Consider the following 24131-nt stretch of genomic DNA (forward strand, 5'->3'; position numbering starts at 1 on the left):
TCTTCAAGTAGGGTGCTTCGAGAAACTTTAATAACAAAAAGGCTACTTTAGAGGTCCGGAAGGTCGAAGTCCATGAAAAGGCAGTGCATAAAAGTCCCTAAAAAGGAAGGAGAACCCACGCGGAGGGTTCTACTTGAACTTGAAATTCTGGATCATTCCGCAAAGATTGCTTCGGACGAAAAGTATCTTTATCTCCCAATTATCCGGGAACTCCCCCCTGTGGAACTGAAAGAGCTCCCTGAAGTTGCGGAAATTGTGGCTTACGAGTTTGAGGGGCAGGATGTAAAGCCCACACCAGAGGGTCTTCTGGGTTTTTCTCCCGGCTACGAGGTAATTGGCGATATTGCCCTCCTGGAAGACGAGGCCCCGGACCCGGAAACTGCCTTAAAAATTGCCGATGCCCTGCTCCGGACTCAGCCGAATGTAAAAACCGTATTAAAACCCCTAACTCCTGTGATCGGGGAGTTCAGGGTCCGGGAATTCGAGGTGGTGGCGGGAGAACCAAGGACCGAGACGATCCATAAGGAATACGGCTGCCGCTACAAAATCGACCTTGCAAAAGCTTATTTCACTCCGCGCCTGTCCACCGAACGTTCGAGGATTCTTACCTGGGTAAAGGAAGGTGAAACGGTTGTGGATATGTTCACAGGCGTTGGCCCTTACAGTGTCCTTATTGCAAAGAAAGCCAGGCCCGCAAAAGTGGTCGCAATCGATAAAAACCCGGAAGCTGTCCGCTTACTGAGAGAAAACATCTCCCTTAATTCGGTTAAAAACATCGAAGCAATTGAAGGCGATGCCCGGGAAGAAGCCGAAAAGTTTGCAGGTACTGCCGACCATGTAATAATGAACCTCCCTCACAGCGCCCACGAGTTTCTTGACTCTGCTATCCTCCTCACAAAACCCGGAGGAATAATCCACTACTACGGAATGACGCCCGAGGACGACCTGTTCGAAGGTTCAATAAAAATGATCCGGGAAGCTGCAGAAAGGGCAGGCAGGAATATCGAAGTGCTTGAAGAGAAAACTGTCCGCTCGTATGCTCCGCATCAGTATAATATATGTATCGAGGTCCGGATTCTCTGAAATAACTATCAAAATCGGATTGTATATATAAGATTGGAACAAAAACCGGATTGTATAGATAGGAATAATTCAGGAGTGCGATTTATATGTCAACCTTTACTTATGTGATGATAGGAATAGCTACCGTTTTAACTCTTATCTTTATCTGGTATTATCTCAAATATTTCAAGAAAATTTAATTGTTTCCTCTTTTTCTGAAAAAACCTTTTTTATAGTTTGAGATGCTCCTTACAAGCGAAATAGTTAAATCCTTGACCGCTATTTTAGACCTGCTTATCTTTTATCTATGTGCCGTCGTGGCTTAGCGGTATAGCGGCTGATTCGTAATCAGCAGGCCGAGGGTTCGAGTCCCTCCGGCGGCTCTTGCTTTTTTTGGTTCGGAGCCTACTTTTTGTTTCAATGAATATTGAAGTAATTTTTCTCCAATTTTGTTTTTTGATTTTGTTTTTTGATTTTGTTTTGATTTTGTTTTGGTTTTGTTTTGGTTTTGTTTTGGTTTTGTTTTGGTTTTGTTTTGGTTTTGTTTTGGTTTTGTTTTGGTTTTGTTTTGTTTTGGTTTTGTTTTTTCTATAGTTTGCCTCAGCCAGATCCTTTTTCCGATAAATTCCTCTCTCTTCTGTAGTATATTTCTTCCATCAATAAACTACTTATTATAGGATTGGTCTAATACTTTGTTGGTTAATTGATGTTAACCTGCTGTACAAATATTCGTGGAAGAGGTTGAAGTAAGTGGATTCCTGGATGATCAATCTCCTTTTGTTTTCGGACAAAAGAAGGGATTTTCTTCTATTGTTGAAAGATGGACCCAAAAATATTGATGTGATAGGGGACGAACTCAAAGTCCCTCGTAATTCTCTCCTACCCCAGATCAAGAAACTTAAAGAAAAAGGGTTGATTGTAAGAGATGGGGACGATTGCCGCCTGACCATTCTCGGGAATATCATTGTCCGTAAATTGCAGCCACTTGTAGATGCGGCTTTAGTCCTCGATATCGATGACTATTTCTGGGTGAGTCGGAAACTTGATACGCTTCCCAGCTGTTTTTTGGGGAGGGTTGGGGAGTTAAAAGGTTGCTGCCTGGTAGAACCTGAACCTGAACATGTATTTGACCTCATTCCCGAAATCGTATCCGCTTTCAGGGAACCTTCCCGGGCTATGATGCTCTTTTCTTATTTCCACCCCCTGCTTCCCTCCTTTTTCCTGAATGTCGCAAAAAACGGTATTAAGTTCCCCCTCATACTTAACAGGGGGGTCTTTGAGAGGTTTTTGACGGATTTTCGAGATGAGGGTGAAGAAATCCTTAAGCATGAAAATGTCAATGTCTTTGTTCTGGAGGACAATGCTCTGGAAGTTCCCTCCGTGGTTGCGATCTCGGAGAGTACGTTGATTCTCGGGCTTCTCAACAAATGGGAAAGGGCCGACCGTCAGTATGTGGTAAGTTGCAAACCCTGCGCCGTGAAGTGGGGGAAGGAGTTGTTTTCCTTCTACAAAGAACGAGCCCGGAAAGTCACTTCCCTGGAAGAGCCGGGTCTTTGTGATCCAATTCCTCCTGAATCTGCTCAAAAATAATCCGGGTTTATTTAGTTGATCTGGCGATCCTCAGTTTGATCCTGTGTTCCACAGTTTTTCCAGTGGTTCGGATTATTTTGTGTCTCAGTTTTTCCAGTGGTTCGGATTATTCTGTGTCTCAGGTTGTTAGTGTATCGGGTTGACCATTGCTTAAGTCACTCCCGTTTTCTCCGCTTCTTTCCATCCCAGGTCCTTCATTTTTTCGGAATCGTTTTCTTTTACTGTCACTATGTAGAAGAAGGTTTCATCGCAACTGTAAGCAAGTTCACAGGCTTCAATTCTGATGACATCGATGATTTCTATGTTGTATTCGCTGCCATAGTAGGCGGTAATCAGTTCTTTTTCCGTGGGTGCCTTTATATACTGGATATTTCCTTTGGCGTACCACCGGTCCCAGGGGTTGAGTATTCCCGGGATCGGCTCAAACTGCAGTTCCACGAGTGGTTCTTCCCCTATCTCTCCCGCAGTTCCTTCCTGTATCTCTTCACCTGTTTCCCCGTCTTCTATTTTTTCTCCATCTTCTTCTTCCGGGATTGCGTTCTGTTTTTCCGCACAGCCTCCCAGAGTTATCAAAAGAAAAGAAATCAAAAGCAATCTCAACGAATACGAAATTATTTTATTCATCGCACTCCTTCCCCCTTGTAAGTTTTTAATCACATTTATTTCCCCTGACTTATAAAACATGCTGTGCGTTAAGAACCAGTTCTTGAAAAGAAGTTTGGTATTTCCGTCAACTACCCCTCCCTAAAATCTAAGCCGTATGGCTTAGATTTTAGAGTAAGGGGCTTGCAAAAGCCCTGGTTGACCAGATTCCCGATTCGGAGCTTAGGAAAATCGGGAAACGATAGGAGCGAATTAGTTACCCTGGAATGCCGCCTCAGTTTCAGGCTCTAAGGAGGCAAGTTAAGCAGTCCTGAGAGGTAGGGACAGTGCTTGCATCATCAAACCGTTCCATATCTGATCGAGAGGAAGCCGGAAACCGTGATTGACTTGTTGCGGCTTCGCTGCAACACTTCCACTTCACAAAGTGGAAGTCCACAATCCCGGCTACGCATAACCCTATTCAATAGGAGCAATTACAAATGTTTGTATTTGTACTCAGCAAAGACGGAACCCCGCTCATGCCCACAAATCCGGCAAAGGCGAGGCTCTTGCTCAAAACCGGAAAGGCAAAAGTGATCCGAACCACGCCCTTCACAATCAAGTTACTTTACGAAAGCAGTAGCTACACTCAGCCCGTAACTGCCGGAATGGATACCGGCTCGAAAGCCGTAGGATGCGCCGCCATCACTTCCGGAAAAGTGCTGTATCAGTCCGAAATCTACCTGAGAGAAAACGTTTCGAAAAAGATGGAACAACGGAAAATGTATCGGAGAAGCCGGAGAAGCCGGAAGACAAGGTACAGGCCAGCAAGGTTTGACAACCGGGGAAATTCGAGAAGAGAAGGAAGGTTAGCTCCTTCCATCAAAAGCAAACTCGAATCTCATTTCCGGGAAAAACGGTTTGTGGAATCCATGCTTCCGGTAACGAAGTGGAAGGTCGAACTTGCTTCCTTTGATATCCACAAAATCAAAAACCCGGAAGTTTCCGGAACAGGGTATCAGGAAGGGGACCTTAAAGGTTTCTACAATGCCAAGGCTTACGTCCTGCACAGGGACGGGTACACCTGCCAGCATTGCAGGGGAAAGTCAAAGGATTCCCGGTTACATTGCCATCACATCGTTTTCAGGTCAAAACAGGGGACAGATATCCCGGAAAATCTGATTACGCTCTGTGAAACCTGTCACGAAGCCCTGCATTCCGGGGAATTTGAGCTTTCAGGGAGAAGGTCAAACACGAAACATGCCACGGAAGTTGGTATTGTCAAGTCCCGGATCAAGAAATCCGGCTGGAATTTTGAAGAGGTTTTCGGCTACGAGACAAAATTCAAAAGAGAACAGGTTTTGGGACTCGAAAAAACTCATTATTTTGATGCGCTTGCTATCTGTTGTGGGGACAGTCAGATGCTAGAACCGGATGATACGGTCTACTTCAAAAAGCACGTTCCTGCGGGAGATTATCAGCAAAGAAAAGGGAAGAGGTCAGAGAAGAAAATACCTGCCGGAAAGCTGTTTGGGCTCAGGAAATTCGATCTTGTAAAAACGGTAAAGGGAATCGGTTTCATTCGTGGCAAACGGTCAAGCGGGTATTTTTCGATCTCAGATCTTTTTGGAAACAAAATTTCAGATAGTGTCAATGTTAAGAAAAAATATAGGAGACTGAGTGCGAGAAGTACTACATTAGTTCAGATGGTACAGTTGACGCATTCCTCCCCCACCTGCCATTTCCAGCAAGCCGGAAATGTCGAGGAAGGGGTCTCCTGCTGAGGTAAGATGAAGCGAAACTCAAAAGAGTGGAAGGAAAAAAGGGCTGAATTCCTCAAAGAAAAAACCTGTGCCTGGTGTGGCTCTGCAGAAAATCTGTGCTTGCACAACCCGCAGGCAGTCTCCAGCTCGCCTGGCCGGATACGTTCAGAGATTTACGGCATCGCCTACGAGCAGTTCAGGGAAATCTACAGGCAGAAGTATCAGAAATTCGAGCTCATCCCTACCGGCAAGCACCGGCACAAAAGCCATCCCAACTGGCACAAAGCAGCAACAGTGCACAGAGCCGAACCTGATCATAGTGACCTTGAAGAGCAGTACAAAGAAGTCCTTATTAAAGACGTTCAGGAAGGCAATTTCAAAAAGCTCTACAATGAATGGCTTGAAGAAAACCGGATAAAAGAGTTGATCGAAGAGGAAATTGAAAAATCCAGGGAAGAATACGAGTCTCTGGAAAATGTGGTTGTCCTTTGCCGGCGCTGTCATTTCGCAAGCTTGAAGGGGATGGATCTCTGTCCGGTGTGCAGAAAAAAATACAAGTCCTTGAGGTACGAGACCTGTTTTGATTGCCTTCCTGTGGGGCGGAAGAAGGAGATTCTGGAAAAACAGGTGGAAATGGAAACTGAAGGGTCCGTTTCTGAAAGCGGAGATGATATTAAAAATGAGAAATCCTGATTAATGCCCAATCATTCGGCAACTGTCAACTATCTCACGCTAAAGCAAAAAAAGGCTTCCTGCCTGTTACATGTGACTAATGTAGTTCTGCCTGGTTTATCTTCCACTAAAAATATTTTTTTTAAATTCCTCTTCTTTCTATCCCCTCTCTATTCCTTCTTTCTCTCTTTTCCACTCTATTATTTTTTTCTATTTTTTCTTCTGTTATTTTTTCTACCTTTATTCCTTTTTCTATCTCCTCTTCTATAGTTTTTCTTTCTTTACTTCTTCCTTCGGTCATCTTCTTGACCGGGAGCATACCTCCCGGTATGGGTAATCTTTATTTTTCAAAAAGTTGGGTTTTTTTCTTTAATGGGCTTCTTCAATACAGTGCCCAACCGCTTCCTCCGCAGGCCCTGCAGATATCGGTGCCCAGGTATCCCGCTCCACCGCAGAGAGGACAGTTTCTTGCCGGCTGTGCAACCAGAACCGTGCCACTTCCCCCGCAGGCTTCACAGATCCTGCTTCCCGTATGCCCTGCTCCTTTGCAAAGGGAGCATGTTTCAGGGGCGTAATCTGTATCAATATAGAGCATATTATCACCTGTGATGGTATACGGTCATAGCAATAGCCGACTACCATCATAATATACAATTATATTTATATATTCATTGGGATTTTATTCTATTAAAAGACCGCTTTTTATACATATTTCTAGCCTTATGGGATAAAAGGGCTTTCATTCTACTTAAAATGAAAAATATTATAATCTGATTGCCGGAATTTCGGTTTTTTTCGGAATCGAATCCCTCTCTTCTGTAAGTTTTTATCATATTTATATTTTCTAATTTATTATTCTCTTCTAAGTAACCACTTCCAGAGTGGGAGGTGCCTGATTCCTTCATTTTCTTTTTCAATATCTTTTGTAATCAGGACCAGTTCTTTAACTGCCGGGCCGAATGTCTTTGCAAATCCAAGCAGGGCTTTTGTCTCAGCTTGTTCGGGCCTGTCTTTGTAGGATACGTTTATTGCGCAAAGGGAACCGTTTTCTCTTCTGATGACAAACTTGACTTCTCCCCTGCTGCCTTCCCAGTAAGATGGTTCATGCCCCTTGCGCTGAAGTTCCATGAACACAAGGTTTTCGGCAAGCTTCCTTTCAGACTCCGAGCTTATGAAGCCCGCGGCATTCCTGAGTCCATTATCGATACAGTATATTTTTTTGTTTTTTCTCCCTCCGGCTTTTCCGGAAGGGTTGAAGTGCTGGGCCTCTAAAAGGAGCTTTGCCTGTTCGGCATAGTAGATATATTCTTTCAGGGTGGAAAAATCCAGCTTAAGAGACCTACCAATTTTCCTGTATGAGTAAGGTGCAGTGACATTGGCCAGGAAGTGGTGGATAAGTTCCTGCAGTACCCTGGCATTTCTTACTTCATTCTGGAGGACAATGTCCCTGTACATGATACTGTCAAAGTATGCCAGCAGATGTTCGGTTTTGAGGTTTTCGTCCTTTTCAAGGGCAACCTGGGAAAAACCCCCTTCATGCAGGTAAACTTTCAGCAGGTTCATTATCCTGTACTTGCTTTCTTCCAGAGCTTCCGGGTTTTTCAGGGACTCTTCAAGGGGAAACCCCCTGAAAAGAAGGTATTCGGAAAAGTCGAGGGGATATATGGGGACTTTCCGGTAGCTTCCTCTTCCCATGAGGACTGAGAGTTTGCATTCAAATAACCGGGCCGAAGAGACCGAAAGGATGATCATGTACTCTCTTTTGCCTTGCAGCACCTGGATTTCTTCTTCCCATCCCTGAATGTTTTGAATTTCATCAAATATCAAGACGGTGCCTTTTTCGCTGCAAATGTCCCTTTTATACGTTTCCAGGACATTTCTCAGGGGATTTTCAAGAAAAGCAAACCTGGGGTTTTCAAAGTCAACAAAAAGGATTTTTTCCGGGGAGATTTTCTCCGTTTCTATCAGTTCCCTGATAGTCTGGTACAGCAGGGTCGTTTTCCCGGAATGCCTGATCCCGTCCAGCACAACGAGTTCCCCTCCTTCCAGAAACTCAATTATTTTTGTAACATACTTCTCTCTCTTGATACCCTTTTTAAATTCCCTGTTCGCCCACCAGGGGTTTGAATCGGTGAGAATTTCCACCAGTTCAGGCATGATTTTTTTATTATGTCATAATTGTACATAAATTTGCTGTAAGAGGGGTTGTATTCATTATTTACGAGTGCAAAAAGAGGGTTGGATATTGCTGTGAATCGTTTTTCGCATTTTTCACTGCAGGTCCAGGTTTTATCCGATTAGCTGTAGTTTTGTTTGATAAAATCCACGAAATTTGATTGCTTTGTTACATTCTAAATCCAGCAAACGTGGGCAATAAAAACAGATTACTTATTCTCTCTGATAGTTCAGTCCGGTCAGTGCTCGCTGGTCAATATCCTTGCCATAAGTGACTTTTTCATGTCCACCGCGTCATTCGGGCAGAGTTCCCGGCAGCAGTAACAGAGGATGCATTTTTCTTCGTTGATCCGGAAGCTTCCGTCTGTCAGCTTCTCCACAGCTTGCGGAGAGCAGTTAAGGTAGCAGGCCCCACAGCGGATACATTTTTCCTGATTGATCCGGGGCCGGATGGTGAAGAGTTTTCCGAAATGGCGGGTAAGGAAAGGGGGGGCTGTGCTGATCCCACCGCTCGAAGGTTTGAATTTCATTTTCACTTCTTTTAGCGGGGTTCCCACCACAAGAGGGCAGTGGTTCCCGAATCCTTTTTTGAGGGCTCCGGCGGTTGTGGGGATTTGAATGGGGTCAAAACCGATCATTTCTGCGGCTATGATGTCAAGGGCTACGCAGTCGGAGCTTGCCAGAACCACACCCGAGTTTACGGGCTTTCCATGGGAAGGGCCTTTTCCTTCCATCCCCAGGATTCCGTCCATAACTGCAAACCGGGGTTTAACGACTGAGTAAATGTCTGCAACAGCTTCCCCGAAAAGGTCCCGTTTGCCAAGGAAGTGTGCTTCTTTTCGTGTGTTCAGGGGAAGCGCCCCAAAAAAGTTCTTGACTGCTCCTGTATAATAGGTAAGTTCGTGAGTCTTGAGTTTCGGGAGGGAGATGACGACATCGGCTTCAAGGACCGGGTTTGCCAGGTAGAGTTCCGAGAACTGCAGAGGGTCCGGGACCTTCACCTTTGTAAAACCTGCGGTTTCAAAATTAACTATTTCGGCTCCGGATTTTAGGGCTGCTTCTTCGATCCCCGAGGCTTTCAGGGCTTTTGCAGTCGCCCCGGGCCTGGAGATTCCTGCTCCGTCTCCGACTACCGGAACTCCGCCTGCATCGCACACTAATTCGCACATGGAGGCTACCACTGTAGGGTGGGTAGTGACAGCAGCTTCCGGGGGGCTTGCTGTAAGGATGTTCGGTTTCAGGAGCACCCGGTCTCCGGGGGAAATTATATCACCCAGCCCTCCCACGAGGTCTATAGCTTCAACTATGGCTTTTTTTGCATTGGAATAATCAGGGCAGCGGACTATGGAGACTTTACTCATGTTTGCAAAAATTGATATTATTTATTTTTATGTTGTCTCCTCTACTTCAAAAACTTATTCTCAAAAGCTTGCCTTTAAAAGCTTGCCTTTAAAAACTTGCCTTTAAAAACTTACTTTTTCCGGTTATCCCCAAACCCATTTTATACGTCTTTATTGTTTTTCCCTGTTTTCTCTTGTTGTTTTTTACCTGTTTTTGACCCCCATCAAGGTATCTATTTCTTCGGCAATGTTTTCCAGTTCATCCAGAATTCTTTCGGAGTCTTTTCGCATTTCCTGGACAGCGGTTTTCAGGCTTCCTCCCCTCAGGTAGATCAGGCGCTTTTTTCTGTAGAGGAGGCCTGAATCATTGAGGTTTCGGAGGTGGTGGTTGACTCTGGATGTTTTTATTTCAAGGTCCGTGGCGAGGGATTCCGAGGAAACCATTTCATCGTTTGAAAGGTTTTCGAGCAGGCTGATTATTATCCTTGTAGCGGTTTTTTCTGTATCTCTGCCCGAGGAAAAGCCAAAGCTGTCGCAGAACCAGTGCAGGTCCTCTTCCAGGTTTTTTATGGGGGGTTTTTCTAGGTTTCTCAGGATAATCTGCTGAACCATCAAAACAGTATTTGTGAACCTCTGGTATATATATTTTATTTATTTTTGTAGACATCATTTCGATTTTTTAAGAACCATTTTGATTTTCTCGATAATTTTTATATACATGTTTTGCGTTATATGCTGGGTAGTTGAGTGAACTGGGGCTCAATACGTTCATCAACGCAAACTGCTGGCTTTACACGTAGCCGGCGCTTTCTAAATATCCACTCTTGGAGCTATCCAATCAACACTCAGCTCTTATTGAGGTCACTTATGCATAAAGGAGGAACAAAATAGTGATTATCAAACCTATTGGTGAACGCGTCTTGATAAAGCACCTGAAGAAGGAAGAAGTAACAAAAGGCGGGATCTATATCCCCGAATCCGCTCAGAGTGAAAAAAAGGAAGGAATTGTAGTTGCTGTGGGAACTCATAAAGACGGGAAGGAACTTCCTCTGGTAATCGGTGACAGGGTGCTCTACGGTGGTTACCCGACTGACGAAGTTGAAATAGATGGGGAGAAGTGCCTCTTTGTTGACTTCAGGGATATCCTGGCTACAGTAGTGGAAGAGTGATCCCGGGGTTTTCGGAGTTTCCTGAGTTTCCTGGGTTTTCGGAGTTTTCGGAGTTTCCGGGGATCCAGGATGAAAACTGCTCTGAAGAGTTTAATTGAGACCAGACCTGAGGCTAAACTCGAAACCAGGTGCGAGACCCCGTATAACATCGGGCTGCCCTCTTACTTTCTCATAAATTCTATTAGGTCAAAACCAGATCACAAAATCCAGGTGAAAGAAAATGGCTTCAAAGCAGATCATGTTTGACGAAAGTGCCAGAAAGGCGCTCTTAAACGGTGTTGACAAAGTTGCAAACACCGTCAAGATTACACTTGGGCCAAAGGGCCGCTATGTCGTGCTTGACAAGAGCTCAAAACCCGTAGTTACAAACGATGGGGTAACCATTGCCAAGGAAATCGAACTTCACGACAAGTTTGAAAACATGGGGGCCAAGCTTGTCAAGGAAGTAGCCTCCAGAACCCAGGACAACACCGGGGATGGGACTACCACCGCTACTCTTCTTGCTCAGAGTATGATTCAGGAAGGCCTGAAAAATATCAGTGCCGGAGCAAACCCGATCGAGGTTAAGAAAGGGATTGAAATTGCCACTGAAAAGGTTGTTGAACAGCTTAAAGGCAAGAGCGTGGAAGTTAAGGGCAAGGAAAACATCGTGCAGGTGGCCACGATTTCTGCCAACAACGATGAGGAAATCGGGAATCTCATTGCGGACTCCATGGAGAAGGTGGGTTACAACGGGGTCATCACTGTGGAAGACTCCAAAACCATGGAAACAAGCCTTGAAGTTGTGGAAGGGATGCAGTTCGACCGCGGTTTTGTTTCTCCCTACATGGCCACTGACTCTGAAAAGATGGTCTGTGAATTTGAAAACGCCTATGTCATGATCACCGACAAGAAGATCAGCAGCATGAAGCAGATCGTCCCTGTTCTCGAAAAGGTTGCTTCGGAAGGCCGTTCTCTCCTGCTAATCGCCGAGGATGTGGACGGGGATGCCCAGGCTGCCCTGATCCTTAACATCGTCCGCGGAGCCCTGAATGTCTGTGCGGTCAAGGCTCCGGGCTTCGGGAACGAGCAGAAGGAAATGCTGGAGGATATTGCCGCTCTTACCGGCGGGCAGGTTATCAGTGAGGAAAAAGGCATTAAACTGGAAGAATTCAGCGATTACATGCTCGGGTCTGCCCGGAAGATTGCGATCGACAACCAGAAGACCACAATTGTTGAGGGCAAAGGGGAAAGGGGCAGAATCGATGAGCGTGTCCGGGTTATTGAATCTCAGATCAACATAACGGATTCCGATTACAAGAAAAACGAACTTAAGAAGCGCCTTGCCAAGCTCTGCGGAGGTGTTGCCGTAATCAAGGTGGGTGCAGCAACCGAAACCGAGTTGAAAGAGAAAAAAATGAGAATCGACGATGCTCTGAACGCCACAAAAGCCGCAGTTGAGGAAGGAGTAATCACTGGCGGGGGGGTAAGCCTATTCCGGGCAGCCGCCGGACTTGACTCCCTCGACCTTGAAGGCGACCGGCAGGTTGGTGTAAAAATCGTCCGCCGGGCCATTGAAGAACCGCTCCGCCAGATTGCCGCAAACGCAGGCAGAGAAGGCGCAGAAATAGTGGCAACAATCAGGGCTGAATCCGGTGAAAGCTTCGGGTACAACGCCAAGAAAGACGTATTTGAAGACCTCTTTGAAGCAGGTGTAATTGACCCGACCAAGGTTGTCCGCAGCGGGCTCCAGAACGCAGCTTCAATCGCAGGCATGATGCTCACAACCGAAGCCCTCGTAACAGAGTTCGATGATGAAAAGGATGAAAGGACCGCAGCAATCATAATCTGATAGTAGCTTTCTTCTCTCCTTTTCTTCCTCTTTTCCTTTTTTTCGTTCTTTTTTCCTTTCTCTTTTTTCGTTCTCTTTCTCTTCCTCTTTTTCCTTTCCCCTTTCCCTTTTTCATCCCCTATGTGTTCTCAGCGCATGATTTCCCTTTTTTCTATCTTTCACTTCTCCATCACAATACTTTTGTAAGATCATATTTTATCTCTTATTCATTATATGATTACAATATCCTGAATACTGCAATCTTCGGGATTTCCCACCTGTCATGGGGATTTCTTCTTATTGAAAAGGTGAAGACAATTATGCTTGAAATCTATTGTGATTCTTCCTACAATGAAAATGAAGACTCCTATATCGGCTGCACGGTTCTCAGAGGCGGCAGGCAGATCCACCAATCAACCACAAAGGTTCCCGCAAGCCCTGAAAATAACCTTGAATGTGAGCTTGCAGCTCTGGATTTTGCCCTATCTCTTGCAAGAGTTTTTTATGGGGATGATAAAGAAGTCTTCATCTACAACGATTCTACGGAGGCAGTAAGGGCTTTTCAGGCTAAAAGGGTTGAAATCGAAAAGGAATTCCCTGTTTCCGGGTTAAGCCTAAATTTTGAATATATTCCCCGGGAAAAGGTCCACCAGGCAACGGCAGATAGCCTCTCCAAAAAGTTTCCCGTATTTTCCCTGGACGTCCCATCCTTCGAGGTCCAATCTTTTTCGAGGCGGGAAGATATCCTTTCCGACATTGCTCAAAACGAGCGCAGCGTTTTCTACCTGGAGAAGGTGCCGGAAGAATCAACGAATAAGAAGACCTGCTACAGGCTGGTCATCCGTTCCTTTAAAATGATTCTTTCCGATGACAGGCTTTATCCGATAAAAAAGGGTGGCCCGGGAACTCAGGTCCGGGCCGCCGAACAAATCCGGAAAGACCTCTCTAACCCTGAAATCCGCTCCGATCTTGAAGTAAAAGGGGTCAGGCTTGAAAATTCTTACTTCCTGCTTACGGACGAGACCTGGGGGCTCCGTGGGACGGACAACCAGGCACAGTCTATCCTGCCCATCACAGTCCCTCACAGGATCATCTGTGACGAGGTGGACCGGTCTCCCGAAAACCTCTTCATGAGGGCTGAACGCTTCAGCTAATTTCAATAGCCAGATTTATTTATTTATTTATTCATTTATTTATTTATTTATCTAGTTATTTATTTCCTGTCCAGTTAACCCGGCGGGACTTTATTGCCGTAAATGTATATATTAATGAAATCCCAAAATCCTATATCTAAAAATTCTGAACCCCAAAAACTGTGAACCCTAAAAACTCTATACTCTTTAACCCCAAAAACTCTATACTATATAACTCTAAACCCCGAGAACCCATGAAACCCATAGATTACAAGTTGCAACTTTTGCTTACGGTCTTTATCAGTTCCCTGCTCCTGGGAAATCTCCTTGGGAGCAAGTTGATCAGTGTATTTGGCATTGTAACTTCAGTCGGCTTTTTCGGATTCCCTTTTACTTTCCTCATCACGGACATTGTGGAAGAGGTTAAAGGAAAAGAAGTCACCAGGGTTTTCGTGCATGCCGGATTCCTGGCCCTTTGCATCGCAGTGTTTTTTGTCTTTTTCAGTACAAATTTTCCACCTGCTGCCCAGTATATGAACAATGAAGCTTTCAACAATGTTTTTTCAAGTTCCCTGCGGCTGATAGTGGCAAGTCTTATGGCTTTTCTCATAGGCCAGTACCACGACCTCTGGGCTTTCAACTTCTGGAAGCAAAAGACAAACGGAAAGCATCTCTGGCTCAGGAACAACCTCTCAACGATCGTTTCCCAGTTAATCGATTCCCTGGTGTTCATGTTTGTCGCTTTCTACCACCAGACCCCGGAACTGGGCGCTGCCTTTGTTTTCTCCATGGCCCTGCCTTACTGGGTCCTTAAAGTTGTCTTTGCTCTGCTCGATACCCCCTTTGTGTACCTTGGGGTCAGGTGGCTTTCATCTGATGTTGAGGACAGTCTCTCGGATTCAGGGGATTCCAGGGGAACGAGAGTTTCCAACGGTTAAGGCTGTAAAGGGGGAACTTAGAACCGGGTCAAAAAAGAACCTGGTGAACTGTCCCTCCCTGCCTCCTTCGGAGCCGAGGAAGGGAACTTCCCACCTTCGGAGTTAAAAAATTCTCAGAATAAGCCGTTTAAGGCTCCCCAATATTTATAGGATTCCCACCTTATGTTATATTGGGGGTGCTTACACAGTGGTAAAAGAGCCTGAGATTAAATCGGGGGGAGTAGAGGTGGCAGTTTATTCTGCGCAGAAAGAGGCGCCTGAAAAAGGCGCAAAAGGTCCGGAAATGGGTGGAGATAAACCGGAACCCCTGAAGCCAGGAGGGGAAGAGTTCTGCAAGTCCTGTCTTGATATGCCTGAAGAGCAGCGCAAATCCCTTATTCTGGAAATCCAACAGCTGACCGAAAAGATCCTGAGGGCCCATGGACTGATCAAAAAGCTTGAAGACCTGCTTAAAGGGGAATGGTTCCTGAAACTCGGAAAATCCGGGTTTTCGAAAAAATTCGTAGCCGCAAAAAACGGGGAGGAGATTTTTGTGGGGCTTTACAGTTATTCCAACGGGACACCGATTCCTGATCCGAACCTTGTTTTACTTTCCCAGTATGGCTTCTGGTATCCCCAGCGGATTGAGGAGCAGTTTGATGAAACGGTCTGTTCTTTCTTTACGGGAGCTTACGGGGATTACGAGTACCTGAACGTTATTCCTGAAAACGTGGTAAAATTCCAGGCTTTCCAGAGAGATTTTTCAAAAGTTCTCGAGGAGCACGGTTGGGACGGGCCGGACGTTGAAGTGATTGAAAAGATTATGCCCAAAGATTGACCATTCTCAGGACTGATCGTTTTCAGGACTGGTCATTTTCAGGGCCGGATACTCTCAAGGAAGCTCATGCTCAGGAGATTATCATGCCAGAGGAATGGTCATACTCAGTGCCTGATTACAGGACCTGGTCATTTAACTTGTGCTGGAAGCTCTGATCTTTATTTTTTTCCTTTTTTCTTTCCCTCTTTTTGTATTTTGCCTGCAGGATCTTTTACCATTCAGGATATTTTGGCATCCGGGATTTTTTACCATTCTGAATGTTTTACCTTTAAGGTTATTTTTTCCTTTTTACCTGCGGAACATAAATTGCCTATCCACAGAATATATAAATCTTGAGAACATACGCAAATTCAGATACATCAGTCGCTTTTACATATATCTCTCTTATAATGCTTTTCAGAAGGTTTTCTATGTTTTCAAAGAAATTGGATTGCATCTTATCAAAAAAATCCGAAGATATTCCTCCTTTCTATGTGATGGAAGTCCTGGAAAGTGCCCAGGCCCTGGAAGCTGAGGGGAGAAACATCATCCACCTGGAAATCGGAGAGCCTGACTTTCCCACCGCCCACCATATTTGTGAAGCTGCCACCGCTGCCATGGCAAGGGGGAATACGAAGTACACCCACAGCCAGGGACTCCTTTCTCTCAGGGAGGCAATTGTGGAGTCTTACCGGCAAAAGTTCGGGGTGAACCTGAGCCCTGAACAGGTGATCGTAACCTCCGGGACAAGCCCGGGCCTTCTGATGGTCTTCATGGCTCTGCTTGAAAGCCGGGACGAAGTGATCATGTCCAATCCTTACTACGCCTGCTACCCGAACTTCGTGAAATATCTGGGCGGCACGCCTGTCTATGTTTACACAAACGAGACAAAGGGCTTTGCCCTGGAACCCGAGACCGTGCGCCAGTACCTGAGCCCTAACACCAAAGCCATTCTGGTCAATAGTCCCGCAAACCCAACCGGGCACGTGATGTCCGCAGAAAGCCTGGAGGGGCTTGCCAAAATTGCGGAGGAGCGTAACATCCCGATCATTTCTGACGAGATCTACCAGGGCCTTGTTTACAGCGGCGAGGAACACAGCATCCTGGAATATACGGATAAAGCCTTTGTCCTGAACGGCTTTTCCAAGCTCTATGCCATGACCGGGTGGCGGCTCGGCTACATCATCTGTCCCAAAGAGTGCGTCCGCGCCCTGCAAAAACTACACCAGAACTTCTTCATCTGTGCAAATGCCTTTGTCCAGGAAGCCGGAGTCGCTGCCCTGAAAGGCCCTCAGGACCACGTGGCCGAGATGGTTGAAACTTACAATGTACGCCGGCAGTATGTACTCAAACGCCTCATCGAGATGGGCCTGGACGTCAGGAGTGAGCCCATGGGTGCTTTCTATGTCCTTGCTGATGCCCGCAAGTTCAGCAACGACTCCCTGGAACTGAGCCGCCGCATCCTCAACGAAGCCGGCGTTGCAGTTACCCCCGGAATCGACTTTGGAGACGGGGCCGAAGGTTACCTGCGCTTTTCCTACGCTAACAGCCTTGAAAACATAAAAGAGGGTATGGACCGGCTTGCGGCTTTCTTCGAAAAAGAGCTTGAGGTTTGAAGGAAAGGGATATTTTACATCGCTCTTTTCCTTTCACCTTTTTTTACTGTTTCTCTTACACTCTTTTTAATCTTTGTCTTTCTTTTTTACGGTATACTTGAATTCCGGCTCGGACATTTTTTCCAGTTCAACAAGTTTGGTCGGTTCTGCTTCCTCTTCCACTTCTGTTTTCACTTCTGCTTTTGCTTCTTCATCCCTTTCTCCCTGCTCCGGGCTTTCTTTCTTTCTTGAGGTGGAGGTTTTCCGCACTTTTTCTTTTTCTTTCTCTTTCTTTTCTCTTTTCCCAACTGCCCCGAGTTTCTTTTCATATTTTTCCAGAGAACTGATTCCAGTCGGGATCTTTAATTCCGGAATCTCCGGTTTCTTTTTTATGAAAACGCCACCTACAAGCAGGATCAGGACCGCAACCAGGTACACTAAAATGCTCAGGTGAAGCTTTTCCTTAAGCACGAAAGGCTCATCGTAGGAAACATTCACTTCTTTTGAAACCGTCCCGTATCCGGTTTTCTTGATTTTCAACGCGTGTGTTCCCTCGTCTGCATGGAAGGCTACCGGTGTGATTCCTTTGTATTTCCCATCAAGGTAAACGCTTGCCCCGCCGGGCTCGGAAGAGATGCTGCAGACCCCTTCTTTAAAGCTGAGCTTTTTCGAGATCACAGACGTTTCTCCGGGTCGAACAAGAACACGCTCAAAGACGTCGTCATACCCCTCCTGCTTAAGCAACACTTCATAGAATCCGGGGGGTACATCGGTTAGCCGGGCAGGAGTTGTTCCCCCGGAGATCTCATTTATGTATATTTCTGAGCCATTTGGGGTAGTTGTGATTTCGATCTTTCCTAAATCAGCCTCTTCTTTAACTGCATTTTCGAGCTCTTCATCTGCGGAGCTGTTTTGCGGTGTCGTTGTATCACTGCCATTTTCAGTCTGGCCGGGGCTGGCTGCAGATCTATCGGCAAGAGCATTTCCGACTGATACGGAAGTGAGGATCAGGAGAATGAAAATTAAACTGGCAAGGGGTTTTTTGAACCCTCTCAATTTCAGATAGGATTTATGGTTTATTGAGGATCCCTTCGTTTTGAGCAATCGATATCCGTAACTGGCTTTATTCGATTTGACTTGATATTTTCAGTTATATCTTCAGTTATATCTTCAGTTGATATCTTATTGCTTATTTTCTATAAACATATTACATGTCTGCTACCCGGTAATTTTTTCTTATCTTATATATTTATATCTCCTTTCCCTTTTTTTCACCTACTTTTGCTCCCCTTGTTCAGATTTGAGAATCCGCAAATCACGTCCCTAACCCGGCAGCAACAGTTCCCTGCTTTTCGAAATCCTGAAGGCTGCTCTGGTTCCTGCCATCTTTTTCCGGGCAAAAAAGCCCTATGATCATCCAGGTCCCGTACCTGAAATGTGTCCCCATGATAAAGTAAAGGTCCCTCTCTTGCATGCGCTCGAAGAACTCTTCCCGTATCTTCTTTTCAACCATCCCCGTATCCCGCTCACTCCTGATTATCTTCCTTGCGGTTTCGTTAAATTCCCAGTCCAGCACGATAATTTTGTGCCCCCTGCAGGCTTCTTCCCCCTCGCATCTGAAAACATACCTGAGTTCAACCGGTATTTTTACTTTTTCCCGCTTTTCCAGGAAATCTCCCATAAGGTTAAAGTACTGCTGCCGATCGTGGACCTCGGTACTGTTTACCCTGATCTCCACGTCCAGAAGTTCCGGCTTAACCACTCCCAGGCTCGCCCCTTCGATATTCAACCTCTCGACCGAAGTTGCCAGAGGCAGGACAAGCTCCCCGATCTCCCTGTCCCTCAGGGGATGCTCCAGGTTTACATAGTCAAGCACCTTCCTGCTCTCCCACCTCAGGTCGTGCTCCGGTTTCGTAACCGTTACCTCCAGCCGGTCATTTCTCCCGAAGTCCACCAGCCCCTCGCCGTACCTGTACTTAAGGGGATACAGTCTCCTCAGTTCCCCGTCTTTGTTGATACCGGTAACTCCTACGACATGCCCCTGCCTTTTGCTTTTTTCTGGAGTAGCTTTGACAAGGACGATTATTTCTTCTTTTTCTCGTTTCAAGGGGGTGGCCTCTGGGTTGTTTTTGAGCAGGTATTTATTTTTCAGCTGGTAGTTGTTTTTTGAGCAGGTAAAAGTAGATTGGATTTGGAGGATATTAACCGTTGAGGATGCGGGGTGAAAGTATTATAGAAAAAGTAATGGAATTGTTATCTTAAAAAAGGAAATGAAGGTAAAGCCGGAACTTGTTTAAAAGTATTGTTTTTGTGGTTTCACCTCAATCTTTCAAAGATTCCCGCAAAGAAACTCCAGATGCCTCCTTCTTTAACTCCTTCCGAACCCTCAATTCTCATGAAGCGTTTTGATTGCGAGCTATTGTTGCCGGCTGCTTCCCAGGTCTTGGTTGCCTCGTTTGAGGTTTCTCCTCCGCCTGTGGCAACTATGGTGTCTGTTCCCGGGGTAACCCCGTAGGACCAGGTGGCAGTTCCGTTAGCATCTGTTACTGCGGTGGCTGAAAGCCCGGCAAATGGCCCGTCTGTTACGTTGAAAGTTATCGTCTCATTGGGTACTGGGGTCCCGTTTTCATTTGTGAGGACGGCTTTCACTATGTGGGTAGTGCCGAGTATGTTGATTGCGGATTCGGGTTCCAGGACCAGTCTGGGCTCTCCTGCGCCTTCTTCTTCCCAGACCTTGGTTACCTTGTTAGAGGTCTCTCCTCCACCTGTAGCAACTATAGTATCAGACCCGGTTTCGTTTCCGCTGTAGTTCCAGGTGGCTATGCCGTTTTCGTCGGTCGTACCCGTGCCTGTTGTCCCGTTATTGGGGCCTGCGGTCACGTTGAAGCTTATGTTTTCCCCGGCTATCGGAGTTTCGTTTTCGTCGACTAATGTGGCGTTCAGGTTGTGGGTCTCTCCTAATTTGTTGGTTGCTGCTTCGGGTTCCAGTGTCAGCCTGGGAGAGACGAAACTCTCGGCCCTTATGATCACGTTGGAGTCCAGCGCAAAGTCCCCTGCATCAGCGATAGCCATTTTGATATGGTTTGTCTCATCAGGGGTAACCTCGGCTGTGGCGGTCAGGACTATTGTTAGGCCGTCCATCCCGGTATTTATTTGCCCTCCCCCGTCACTCAGGTCGTTGTTGATGTAGTATTCCGGATTGCTTGCATTCGTGCCGAAAGGATTTCCGTTATTGATATTGTTAATAGCAACCGGTGTGGTGGTGCCCGGAATCAAAGCTATGTTCTCTCCGTTGACAAAGAACCCGAAAACATCGTTAAACTGCGTGTTAACAAATTCGTTGTACTCATCGGAGGTAAATACGTATTCGAATTGTATAATCCCTGTCTCGGGCACGAAATCAAATTCAAGCACTGTGGCGTCAAAAGTCTGAAAGCCCGGGATAAGGGCATCAAGATCAGGATCTCCCGGCAGGCCGTTTACAGCTGTTATGGAATCCTCTTCATTTGGGCCTGTTACAAATGAGATGTTTCCGGTGCTTAGAATGATCCCGTTTTCAAAGCCGATGATCCCCTCTCCTCCGGTGAAGGTCCCGGCTGATATATTTGCTCCTGTCAGTGTAATGTTCGAAACAGCGACTCCCTCTCCGAGCAAATTGTTCACGAGGTCTTCTGCTGTCAGACCTGAGTTCAGGTCAGCTGTTACGATTCCCTCCGCATCTTCCTGGTAAATTATTTTGCTTTCCCCTTGCCTGGGTACGTTTGTAATTTCCTCTCCATATACCATACTTGAAGCTAGCGCCGTCAGGACAATAAGAATTCCTGATAACGCAAATATTCTTCTTTTTTCCATATACTCCCCCCTTTAACTGGGCATTTGATGCATTCACCACACTACCTTTTCGGCAAACCCCTCCCGCATCTCGGATTTTTCAAAGCGTGGTTTTATTTACGAGTTCTTACGCCGGGAATTCTATCTGCCCGGCTGTTTTACTCCAATTTATATTCTCTTCAAAATATCTATGATTTTTTATAAATATCAACCGGGATGAATTTTTCTGAACAATGATATTTTTCCCGCCTCCGTTCTCAGTCTGAAAACAGTATCAGGGTTGAGAATTTCCGGAGCACTATTTTGTGAGGGTAAAAAGGGTTGGCTAAAAACAGGCTCATCTAATATCAAACCGGACTAATAAAACCCGGGGCAAGTAGGGTAAGTTAATGAATGACTTATCTAAAAATGGGTGAGGTAATCTGTTTTCCGGCTAATTGGTGGGAATCTGAATATATTTCGGCATGAAAAACTACATCTTAATTTTTATAATTTTCAATCAATTTTTAGAATAAGTAGTTAATTTGTAAAATAAGCAATTGATTTCTAAACAAATAAAAAAGGTGGGGCTGGTGAGATTCGAACTCACGATCGACGGGTCTCTCCGAACAACTGCCTCAACAGTTTTAGTTCTATGAGCATCAATCAGTGCTCCAACGGTTCCTCATCGTCCTTCCCCGTCGGGAAGAACTCGGTAGACCCGTTGTTCATCATTTTATCCGCTGGAGCCCGTCGCCATACCGGGCTAGGCCACAGCCCCTTATAAGGGTAAGCGTATGAACATCTACTTTCTATATTATATAGTTGTCGGCAAGGTCTGGCTTTTTTTGTGGGGTATGGATGGTTTACTGTTCACTAAAATTCGATTTGTGAGTTTGAAGGAAGTTTTTCCGGGTTCCGGACGTCAAAGATTAATTCGGGGGCAGTAGACGGAAAATCGCAATTTTCTCATGAATTTTCTCATGTAATCAATTTTTTATGGATTTCAGTATTTTCCAATTTTATCGGCAGGTGAACTACCCCTCCCTGTCTCCTCTGGAGCCGAGGAAGGGGACTTCCCGCCTGCGAAGTTAAATATTTTCAATTTTTCCATTTGAAAAAAAGTATGCACTGTGTCACTATATTTTACAATGTAGCACATTCAGTACTTCCTCTCCCCGAATATGGCAGAACCCACACGCACCATCGTGGCTCCTTCCTCGATGGCAACCCTGTAATCGCTGGACATGCCCATTGATAGTTCCCTGATATCGATGTTGTCCCGGTTTTCCTGCTTCATTTCATCAAAAAGGGCCTTCATCTTCCTGAAATAGGGACGGGTTTGTTCGGGGGGTAGAAAAGGAGGGATGCACATGAGGCCTTCCAAACGGACATTCCCTAGAGAGTGAATCTCATTTATTGCATTTTTTATCTCAGCCTGTCCGAATCCGTATTTTTGTGACTCGTTGCCTATGTTAACCTGAAGGAAGACCTTCTGTACTTTGTCAATATCCCCGGCTCTCCTGTTAATATTCCTTATTAGCTTCAGGGAGTCAACTGACTGGATAAGATCAAAGAGATCTACGGCTTTTTTGACTTTATTTGTCTGTAGATGGCCTATAAGGTGTATCTCACAGGGAAGTATATCGGCACACTTGTCCTCGTATTCCTGGACCCGGTTCTCTCCGATGATAGTGGCTCCGGCCCGAATGGCTTCATTTATCCTTGCAGGTTCAACCGTCTTGGTGACACAAACTAGCTTTGTGTTTCCGATCTCCTCAAGAGTCAACTTCATATTTTCATAGACTGGCATTACGGTCCCTAAAACTGTTTTTATTCAAAAGTAGGTGTATTTAAATGATTCTAATTGCGGCTTTATGGAACAGGTATAAAATGATATTAAGGAAAAGCCGACCTTCGTCCGGGACAGGAATGGACGAAGAAGGCTCTTCCGGTGAACTAATCCTTTAAAAGGGTTGGTAGTTCACATCATTTGTGCAAGACCGCTTAATCATTTATTTTGTTCAAGATGACGAGCCTTTGCTTCCTTAAGGGTCTTAAACGCCGTATCAAGCCCTTTCCAGCCAAATACATCCACCTGTTTGCCCTCCATACTCTTATAGTTACTGAAGAAGTGAGTTATCTCCTTTAAGAGATGAGGTGGGACCTGTTCAATCGTTTCTATATAGTTCCACTGGGGATCGTTCACCGGGACGCAGAGGATCTTTTCATCCCTTCCCTTATCGTCCTGCATGTCAAAGAGTGCAACGGGATGCACGTCTATCACACAGCCCGGAAACGTGGGTTCCCAGGTCAAAACCATGGCGTCCAGGGGGTCCCCGTCAAGGGCCAGGGTATCGGGAAAAAAACCATAATCAGAGGGGTAGACCATTGAAGAATAAAGCATTCTGTCGAATTTAATCACTTTTTTTTCTTTATCGTATTCGTATTTGTTCCGGCTTCCTTTCGGAATTTCGATAATCACGCTTTCAACCTGACGTTCAGTCATATCAACACTTCCCACTTACTCCTATTTTTAACTAACTGCTTTGATGATTGCAACTATTATGTGTTCTGACGGGCTATTAGCAGATATTACCAGATAATACTGGAAGAAATATAAATCAGATTTGTAAAAAGAGGAATGTGTCTGCAAAAGCAGACAACACTATTCAATTACCGTTCTCGTTCACGTCTCCGTTTCCATTAATTGTAGCCATAATCTCCTTGAAACTTGCCAGCGAAGCCTCCATATTCTCGATGATCTCATTTGCAAGAACATCGGGGTCCGGAAGACTGTCCAGGTCAGCGAGGCTTTTGTCCTTGAGCCAGAAGATATCCAGGTTTGTTTTATCCCTTGCCACGATCTCATCATAGCCGAATTTACGGAACCTACCTTCGGGAGCCTCCTCACTCCAGGTCTCTGTACGGCTGAAGCGGTTTTCGGGGAGGGCACATCAAAAGCCTTAGGTTAGAGCCGCAAACGAAGAAAAAGCCTCTCGAAAATAGTGTAGCATTGAAAATAAAACGGGGATGATTGGGATTTCTAATGTTAATATTTATTCTGACAATCTCAGTATTTCATGAATTTTCATCCTTCTAAAGTGAAAATATTTTTCTTATTACTGTGGAAGTGCCTGTCGACAAGAATTCTGTTCATTTTGTCTCAAAACAGTATAATGTCGTTGCTTGTCAAATATCTAAAACGAAAAGCTGAGAAAAACAGTAAAAAAAGAGGAAACAACATCTATACGCTTTAATTTTGATTAAAAGAGTGAATAAAGGGTTCACAAGGTTTGGTCTGCAACAATGAAGTTTATTGCGGGATCAGGTTTTACTCTGTCCTGAATTTGCTCCATTTTACAGCTTACACGTCAATGAAGTAGATTACGGGATCAGCTTTCAGACTGCCCTGAATTTGCTTCATCTCGCAGTTTACGCCATAATGAAGTATATTACGGGATCAGATTTTACTCTGTCCTGAATTTGCTCCAACTTATAGCTACGCGTCAATGAAGTATTATTATGGGATCAGTTTTCAGACTGTCCTGAATTTGCCTCATTTTAAGCTCACGCGTCAATGAAGTAGATTTCGAGATCGGTTTTCAAGCCTTCCTGAATTTGCTTCATCTCGCAGTTTACGCCATAATGAAGTATATTACGGGATCAGATTTTACTCTGTCCTGAATTTGCTCC

At 45.3% G+C, this 24131-nt stretch carries 24 protein-coding genes and 2 tRNA genes; 11 read left to right on the forward strand and 15 right to left on the reverse strand.

From position 1 onward, the window contains the following. The first annotated feature begins 72 nt into the window (after nt 1-72). The 3 genes from ACSAZK_RS12130 to ACSAZK_RS12140 all read left to right on the forward strand — a co-directional run bounded on the left by ACSAZK_RS12130 (nt 73) and on the right by ACSAZK_RS12140 (nt 2652). Nucleotides 73-1083: a class I SAM-dependent methyltransferase gene (locus tag ACSAZK_RS12130; protein ID WP_440954377.1), complete on the forward strand. Its 1011-nt coding sequence runs from the start codon at nt 73-75 to the stop codon at nt 1081-1083. A gap of 290 nt (nt 1084-1373) precedes the next feature. Further along, nucleotides 1374-1445, forward strand: a tRNA-Thr gene (locus ACSAZK_RS12135). 367 nt (nt 1446-1812) lie between these two features. Next, complete coding sequence (locus ACSAZK_RS12140; protein ID WP_440954378.1) at nt 1813-2652, forward strand: helix-turn-helix transcriptional regulator; 840 nt, start codon at nt 1813-1815, stop codon at nt 2650-2652. Nucleotides 2653-2802: 150 nt separating this feature from the next. Here ACSAZK_RS12140 and ACSAZK_RS12145 read toward each other — a convergent pair whose 3' ends face one another. After that, entirely contained in the window at nt 2803-3276 is a 474-nt protein-coding gene (locus tag ACSAZK_RS12145; protein ID WP_440954379.1) for a hypothetical protein, read from the reverse strand. A 458-nt stretch (nt 3277-3734) separates the two neighbouring features. Between ACSAZK_RS12145 and iscB the strand changes: the two genes are divergently transcribed. Beyond that, a complete protein-coding gene (gene iscB / locus ACSAZK_RS12150; RefSeq protein ID WP_440954380.1) occupies nt 3735-5018 on the forward strand; it encodes an RNA-guided endonuclease IscB in 1284 nt (427 codons plus the stop codon). Between the two features lie 6 nt (nt 5019-5024). Then, nucleotides 5025-5690, forward strand: coding sequence for a hypothetical protein (locus ACSAZK_RS12155; RefSeq protein ID WP_440954381.1), 666 nt, complete (start codon nt 5025-5027; stop codon nt 5688-5690). A gap of 121 nt (nt 5691-5811) precedes the next feature. Here ACSAZK_RS12155 and ACSAZK_RS12160 read toward each other — a convergent pair whose 3' ends face one another. From ACSAZK_RS12160 to ACSAZK_RS12180, 5 genes are all read right to left on the reverse strand, one after another. Next, nucleotides 5812-5988 carry a hypothetical protein gene (locus ACSAZK_RS12160; protein WP_440954382.1) on the reverse strand — a complete coding sequence of 59 codons (177 nt, stop codon included), beginning with the start codon at nt 5986-5988 and terminating at the stop codon, nt 5812-5814. Nucleotides 5989-6051: 63 nt separating this feature from the next. Next, nucleotides 6052-6264 carry a transcriptional regulator gene (locus tag ACSAZK_RS12165; RefSeq protein WP_048181253.1) on the reverse strand — a complete coding sequence of 71 codons (213 nt, stop codon included), beginning with the start codon at nt 6262-6264 and terminating at the stop codon, nt 6052-6054. Nucleotides 6265-6521: 257 nt separating this feature from the next. Then, on the reverse strand, nt 6522-7826 hold the full coding sequence (locus ACSAZK_RS12170) for an ATP-binding protein (protein ID WP_440954383.1): 1305 nt from the start codon (nt 7824-7826) through the stop codon (nt 6522-6524). A gap of 257 nt (nt 7827-8083) precedes the next feature. Beyond that, a complete protein-coding gene (locus tag ACSAZK_RS12175; protein ID WP_440954384.1) occupies nt 8084-9205 on the reverse strand; it encodes a DUF362 domain-containing protein in 1122 nt (373 codons plus the stop codon). Nucleotides 9206-9388: 183 nt separating this feature from the next. Beyond that, nucleotides 9389-9796: an ArsR family transcriptional regulator gene (locus tag ACSAZK_RS12180; RefSeq protein ID WP_440954385.1), complete on the reverse strand. Its 408-nt coding sequence runs from the start codon at nt 9794-9796 to the stop codon at nt 9389-9391. 278 nt (nt 9797-10074) lie between these two features. Between ACSAZK_RS12180 and groES the strand changes: the two genes are divergently transcribed. Next, complete coding sequence (groES, locus tag ACSAZK_RS12185; RefSeq protein WP_440954386.1) at nt 10075-10353, forward strand: co-chaperone GroES; 279 nt, start codon at nt 10075-10077, stop codon at nt 10351-10353. A gap of 220 nt (nt 10354-10573) precedes the next feature. Continuing rightward, nucleotides 10574-12184, forward strand: coding sequence for a chaperonin GroEL (groL, locus tag ACSAZK_RS12190; RefSeq protein WP_440954387.1), 1611 nt, complete (start codon nt 10574-10576; stop codon nt 12182-12184). Here groL and ACSAZK_RS12195 read toward each other — a convergent pair. Beyond that, nucleotides 12174-12299 (reverse strand): hypothetical protein, encoded by a 126-nt coding sequence (locus ACSAZK_RS12195; protein ID WP_440954388.1) that lies wholly within the window; start codon nt 12297-12299, stop codon nt 12174-12176. The genes groL and ACSAZK_RS12195 overlap by 11 nt on opposite strands. A 184-nt stretch (nt 12300-12483) precedes the next feature. Here ACSAZK_RS12195 and ACSAZK_RS12200 point away from each other — a divergent pair, with 184 nt between their 5' ends. From ACSAZK_RS12200 to ACSAZK_RS12215, 4 genes are all read left to right on the forward strand, one after another. Beyond that, on the forward strand, nt 12484-13317 hold the full coding sequence (locus ACSAZK_RS12200) for a hypothetical protein (protein WP_440954389.1): 834 nt from the start codon (nt 12484-12486) through the stop codon (nt 13315-13317). Between the two features lie 233 nt (nt 13318-13550). After that, nucleotides 13551-14234: a queuosine precursor transporter gene (locus ACSAZK_RS12205; protein ID WP_440954390.1), complete on the forward strand. Its 684-nt coding sequence runs from the start codon at nt 13551-13553 to the stop codon at nt 14232-14234. Between the two features lie 187 nt (nt 14235-14421). Beyond that, nucleotides 14422-15051: a hypothetical protein gene (locus tag ACSAZK_RS12210; protein ID WP_440954391.1), complete on the forward strand. Its 630-nt coding sequence runs from the start codon at nt 14422-14424 to the stop codon at nt 15049-15051. Between the two features lie 410 nt (nt 15052-15461). Then, nucleotides 15462-16646: a pyridoxal phosphate-dependent aminotransferase gene (locus ACSAZK_RS12215; protein WP_440954392.1), complete on the forward strand. Its 1185-nt coding sequence runs from the start codon at nt 15462-15464 to the stop codon at nt 16644-16646. A gap of 66 nt (nt 16647-16712) precedes the next feature. On the opposite strand, the gene ACSAZK_RS12220 is transcribed toward ACSAZK_RS12215, so the two are convergent. From ACSAZK_RS12220 to ACSAZK_RS12255, 8 genes are all read right to left on the reverse strand, one after another. After that, entirely contained in the window at nt 16713-17681 is a 969-nt protein-coding gene (locus ACSAZK_RS12220) for a PEGA domain-containing protein (protein WP_440954393.1), read from the reverse strand. A 259-nt stretch (nt 17682-17940) separates the two neighbouring features. Next, a complete protein-coding gene (locus ACSAZK_RS12225; protein ID WP_440954394.1) occupies nt 17941-18732 on the reverse strand; it encodes a hypothetical protein in 792 nt (263 codons plus the stop codon). A gap of 209 nt (nt 18733-18941) precedes the next feature. After that, complete coding sequence (locus tag ACSAZK_RS12230; protein ID WP_440954395.1) at nt 18942-20477, reverse strand: choice-of-anchor L domain-containing protein; 1536 nt, start codon at nt 20475-20477, stop codon at nt 18942-18944. Nucleotides 20478-21020: 543 nt separating this feature from the next. Then, nucleotides 21021-21216: transfer RNA gene (locus ACSAZK_RS12235), tRNA-Trp, on the reverse strand. Nucleotides 21217-21441: 225 nt separating this feature from the next. After that, on the reverse strand, nt 21442-21597 hold the full coding sequence (locus ACSAZK_RS12240) for a hypothetical protein (RefSeq protein ID WP_440954396.1): 156 nt from the start codon (nt 21595-21597) through the stop codon (nt 21442-21444). After that, a complete protein-coding gene (locus ACSAZK_RS12245; RefSeq protein ID WP_440954397.1) occupies nt 21598-22248 on the reverse strand; it encodes a YggS family pyridoxal phosphate-dependent enzyme in 651 nt (216 codons plus the stop codon). It lies immediately after the preceding gene. 198 nt (nt 22249-22446) lie between these two features. After that, on the reverse strand, nt 22447-22944 hold the full coding sequence (locus ACSAZK_RS12250; protein ID WP_440954398.1) for an inorganic diphosphatase: 498 nt from the start codon (nt 22942-22944) through the stop codon (nt 22447-22449). A gap of 163 nt (nt 22945-23107) precedes the next feature. Further along, nucleotides 23108-23299: a hypothetical protein gene (locus ACSAZK_RS12255; protein ID WP_440954399.1), complete on the reverse strand. Its 192-nt coding sequence runs from the start codon at nt 23297-23299 to the stop codon at nt 23108-23110. Between the last annotated feature and the right edge of the window lie 832 nt (nt 23300-24131).

Source organism: Methanosarcina sediminis (assembly GCF_052056915.1).
Lineage (GTDB): Archaea > Halobacteriota > Methanosarcinia > Methanosarcinales > Methanosarcinaceae > MTP4.

Excerpts from the sequence above, each read along its gene's own strand:
- ACSAZK_RS12160 (WP_440954382.1), bottom strand. The coding sequence starts at position 5,988 with ATGCTCCCGGTCAAGAAGATGACCGAAGGAAGAAGTAAAGAAAGAAAA.
- ACSAZK_RS12145 (WP_440954379.1), bottom strand. The coding sequence starts at position 3,276 with ATGAATAAAATAATTTCGTATTCGTTGAGATTGCTTTTGATTTCTTTT.
- ACSAZK_RS12230 (WP_440954395.1), bottom strand. The coding sequence starts at position 20,477 with ATGGAAAAAAGAAGAATATTTGCGTTATCAGGAATTCTTATTGTCCTG.
- groL (WP_440954387.1), top strand. The coding sequence starts at position 10,574 with ATGGCTTCAAAGCAGATCATGTTTGACGAAAGTGCCAGAAAGGCGCTC.
- ACSAZK_RS12215 (WP_440954392.1), top strand. The coding sequence starts at position 15,462 with ATGTTTTCAAAGAAATTGGATTGCATCTTATCAAAAAAATCCGAAGAT.
- ACSAZK_RS12205 (WP_440954390.1), top strand. The coding sequence starts at position 13,551 with ATGAAACCCATAGATTACAAGTTGCAACTTTTGCTTACGGTCTTTATC.
- ACSAZK_RS12180 (WP_440954385.1), bottom strand. The coding sequence starts at position 9,796 with ATGGTTCAGCAGATTATCCTGAGAAACCTAGAAAAACCCCCCATAAAA.
- ACSAZK_RS12130 (WP_440954377.1), top strand. The coding sequence starts at position 73 with ATGAAAAGGCAGTGCATAAAAGTCCCTAAAAAGGAAGGAGAACCCACG.
- ACSAZK_RS12170 (WP_440954383.1), bottom strand. The coding sequence starts at position 7,826 with ATGCCTGAACTGGTGGAAATTCTCACCGATTCAAACCCCTGGTGGGCG.
- ACSAZK_RS12175 (WP_440954384.1), bottom strand. The coding sequence starts at position 9,205 with ATGAGTAAAGTCTCCATAGTCCGCTGCCCTGATTATTCCAATGCAAAA.
- ACSAZK_RS12155 (WP_440954381.1), top strand. The coding sequence starts at position 5,025 with ATGAAGCGAAACTCAAAAGAGTGGAAGGAAAAAAGGGCTGAATTCCTC.
- ACSAZK_RS12165 (WP_048181253.1), bottom strand. The coding sequence starts at position 6,264 with ATGCTCTATATTGATACAGATTACGCCCCTGAAACATGCTCCCTTTGC.
- ACSAZK_RS12245 (WP_440954397.1), bottom strand. The coding sequence starts at position 22,248 with ATGCCAGTCTATGAAAATATGAAGTTGACTCTTGAGGAGATCGGAAAC.
- ACSAZK_RS12195 (WP_440954388.1), bottom strand. The coding sequence starts at position 12,299 with ATGAAAAAGGGAAAGGGGAAAGGAAAAAGAGGAAGAGAAAGAGAACGA.
- ACSAZK_RS12240 (WP_440954396.1), bottom strand. The coding sequence starts at position 21,597 with ATGTGCTACATTGTAAAATATAGTGACACAGTGCATACTTTTTTTCAA.
- iscB (WP_440954380.1), top strand. The coding sequence starts at position 3,735 with ATGTTTGTATTTGTACTCAGCAAAGACGGAACCCCGCTCATGCCCACA.
- ACSAZK_RS12250 (WP_440954398.1), bottom strand. The coding sequence starts at position 22,944 with ATGACTGAACGTCAGGTTGAAAGCGTGATTATCGAAATTCCGAAAGGA.
- ACSAZK_RS12200 (WP_440954389.1), top strand. The coding sequence starts at position 12,484 with ATGCTTGAAATCTATTGTGATTCTTCCTACAATGAAAATGAAGACTCC.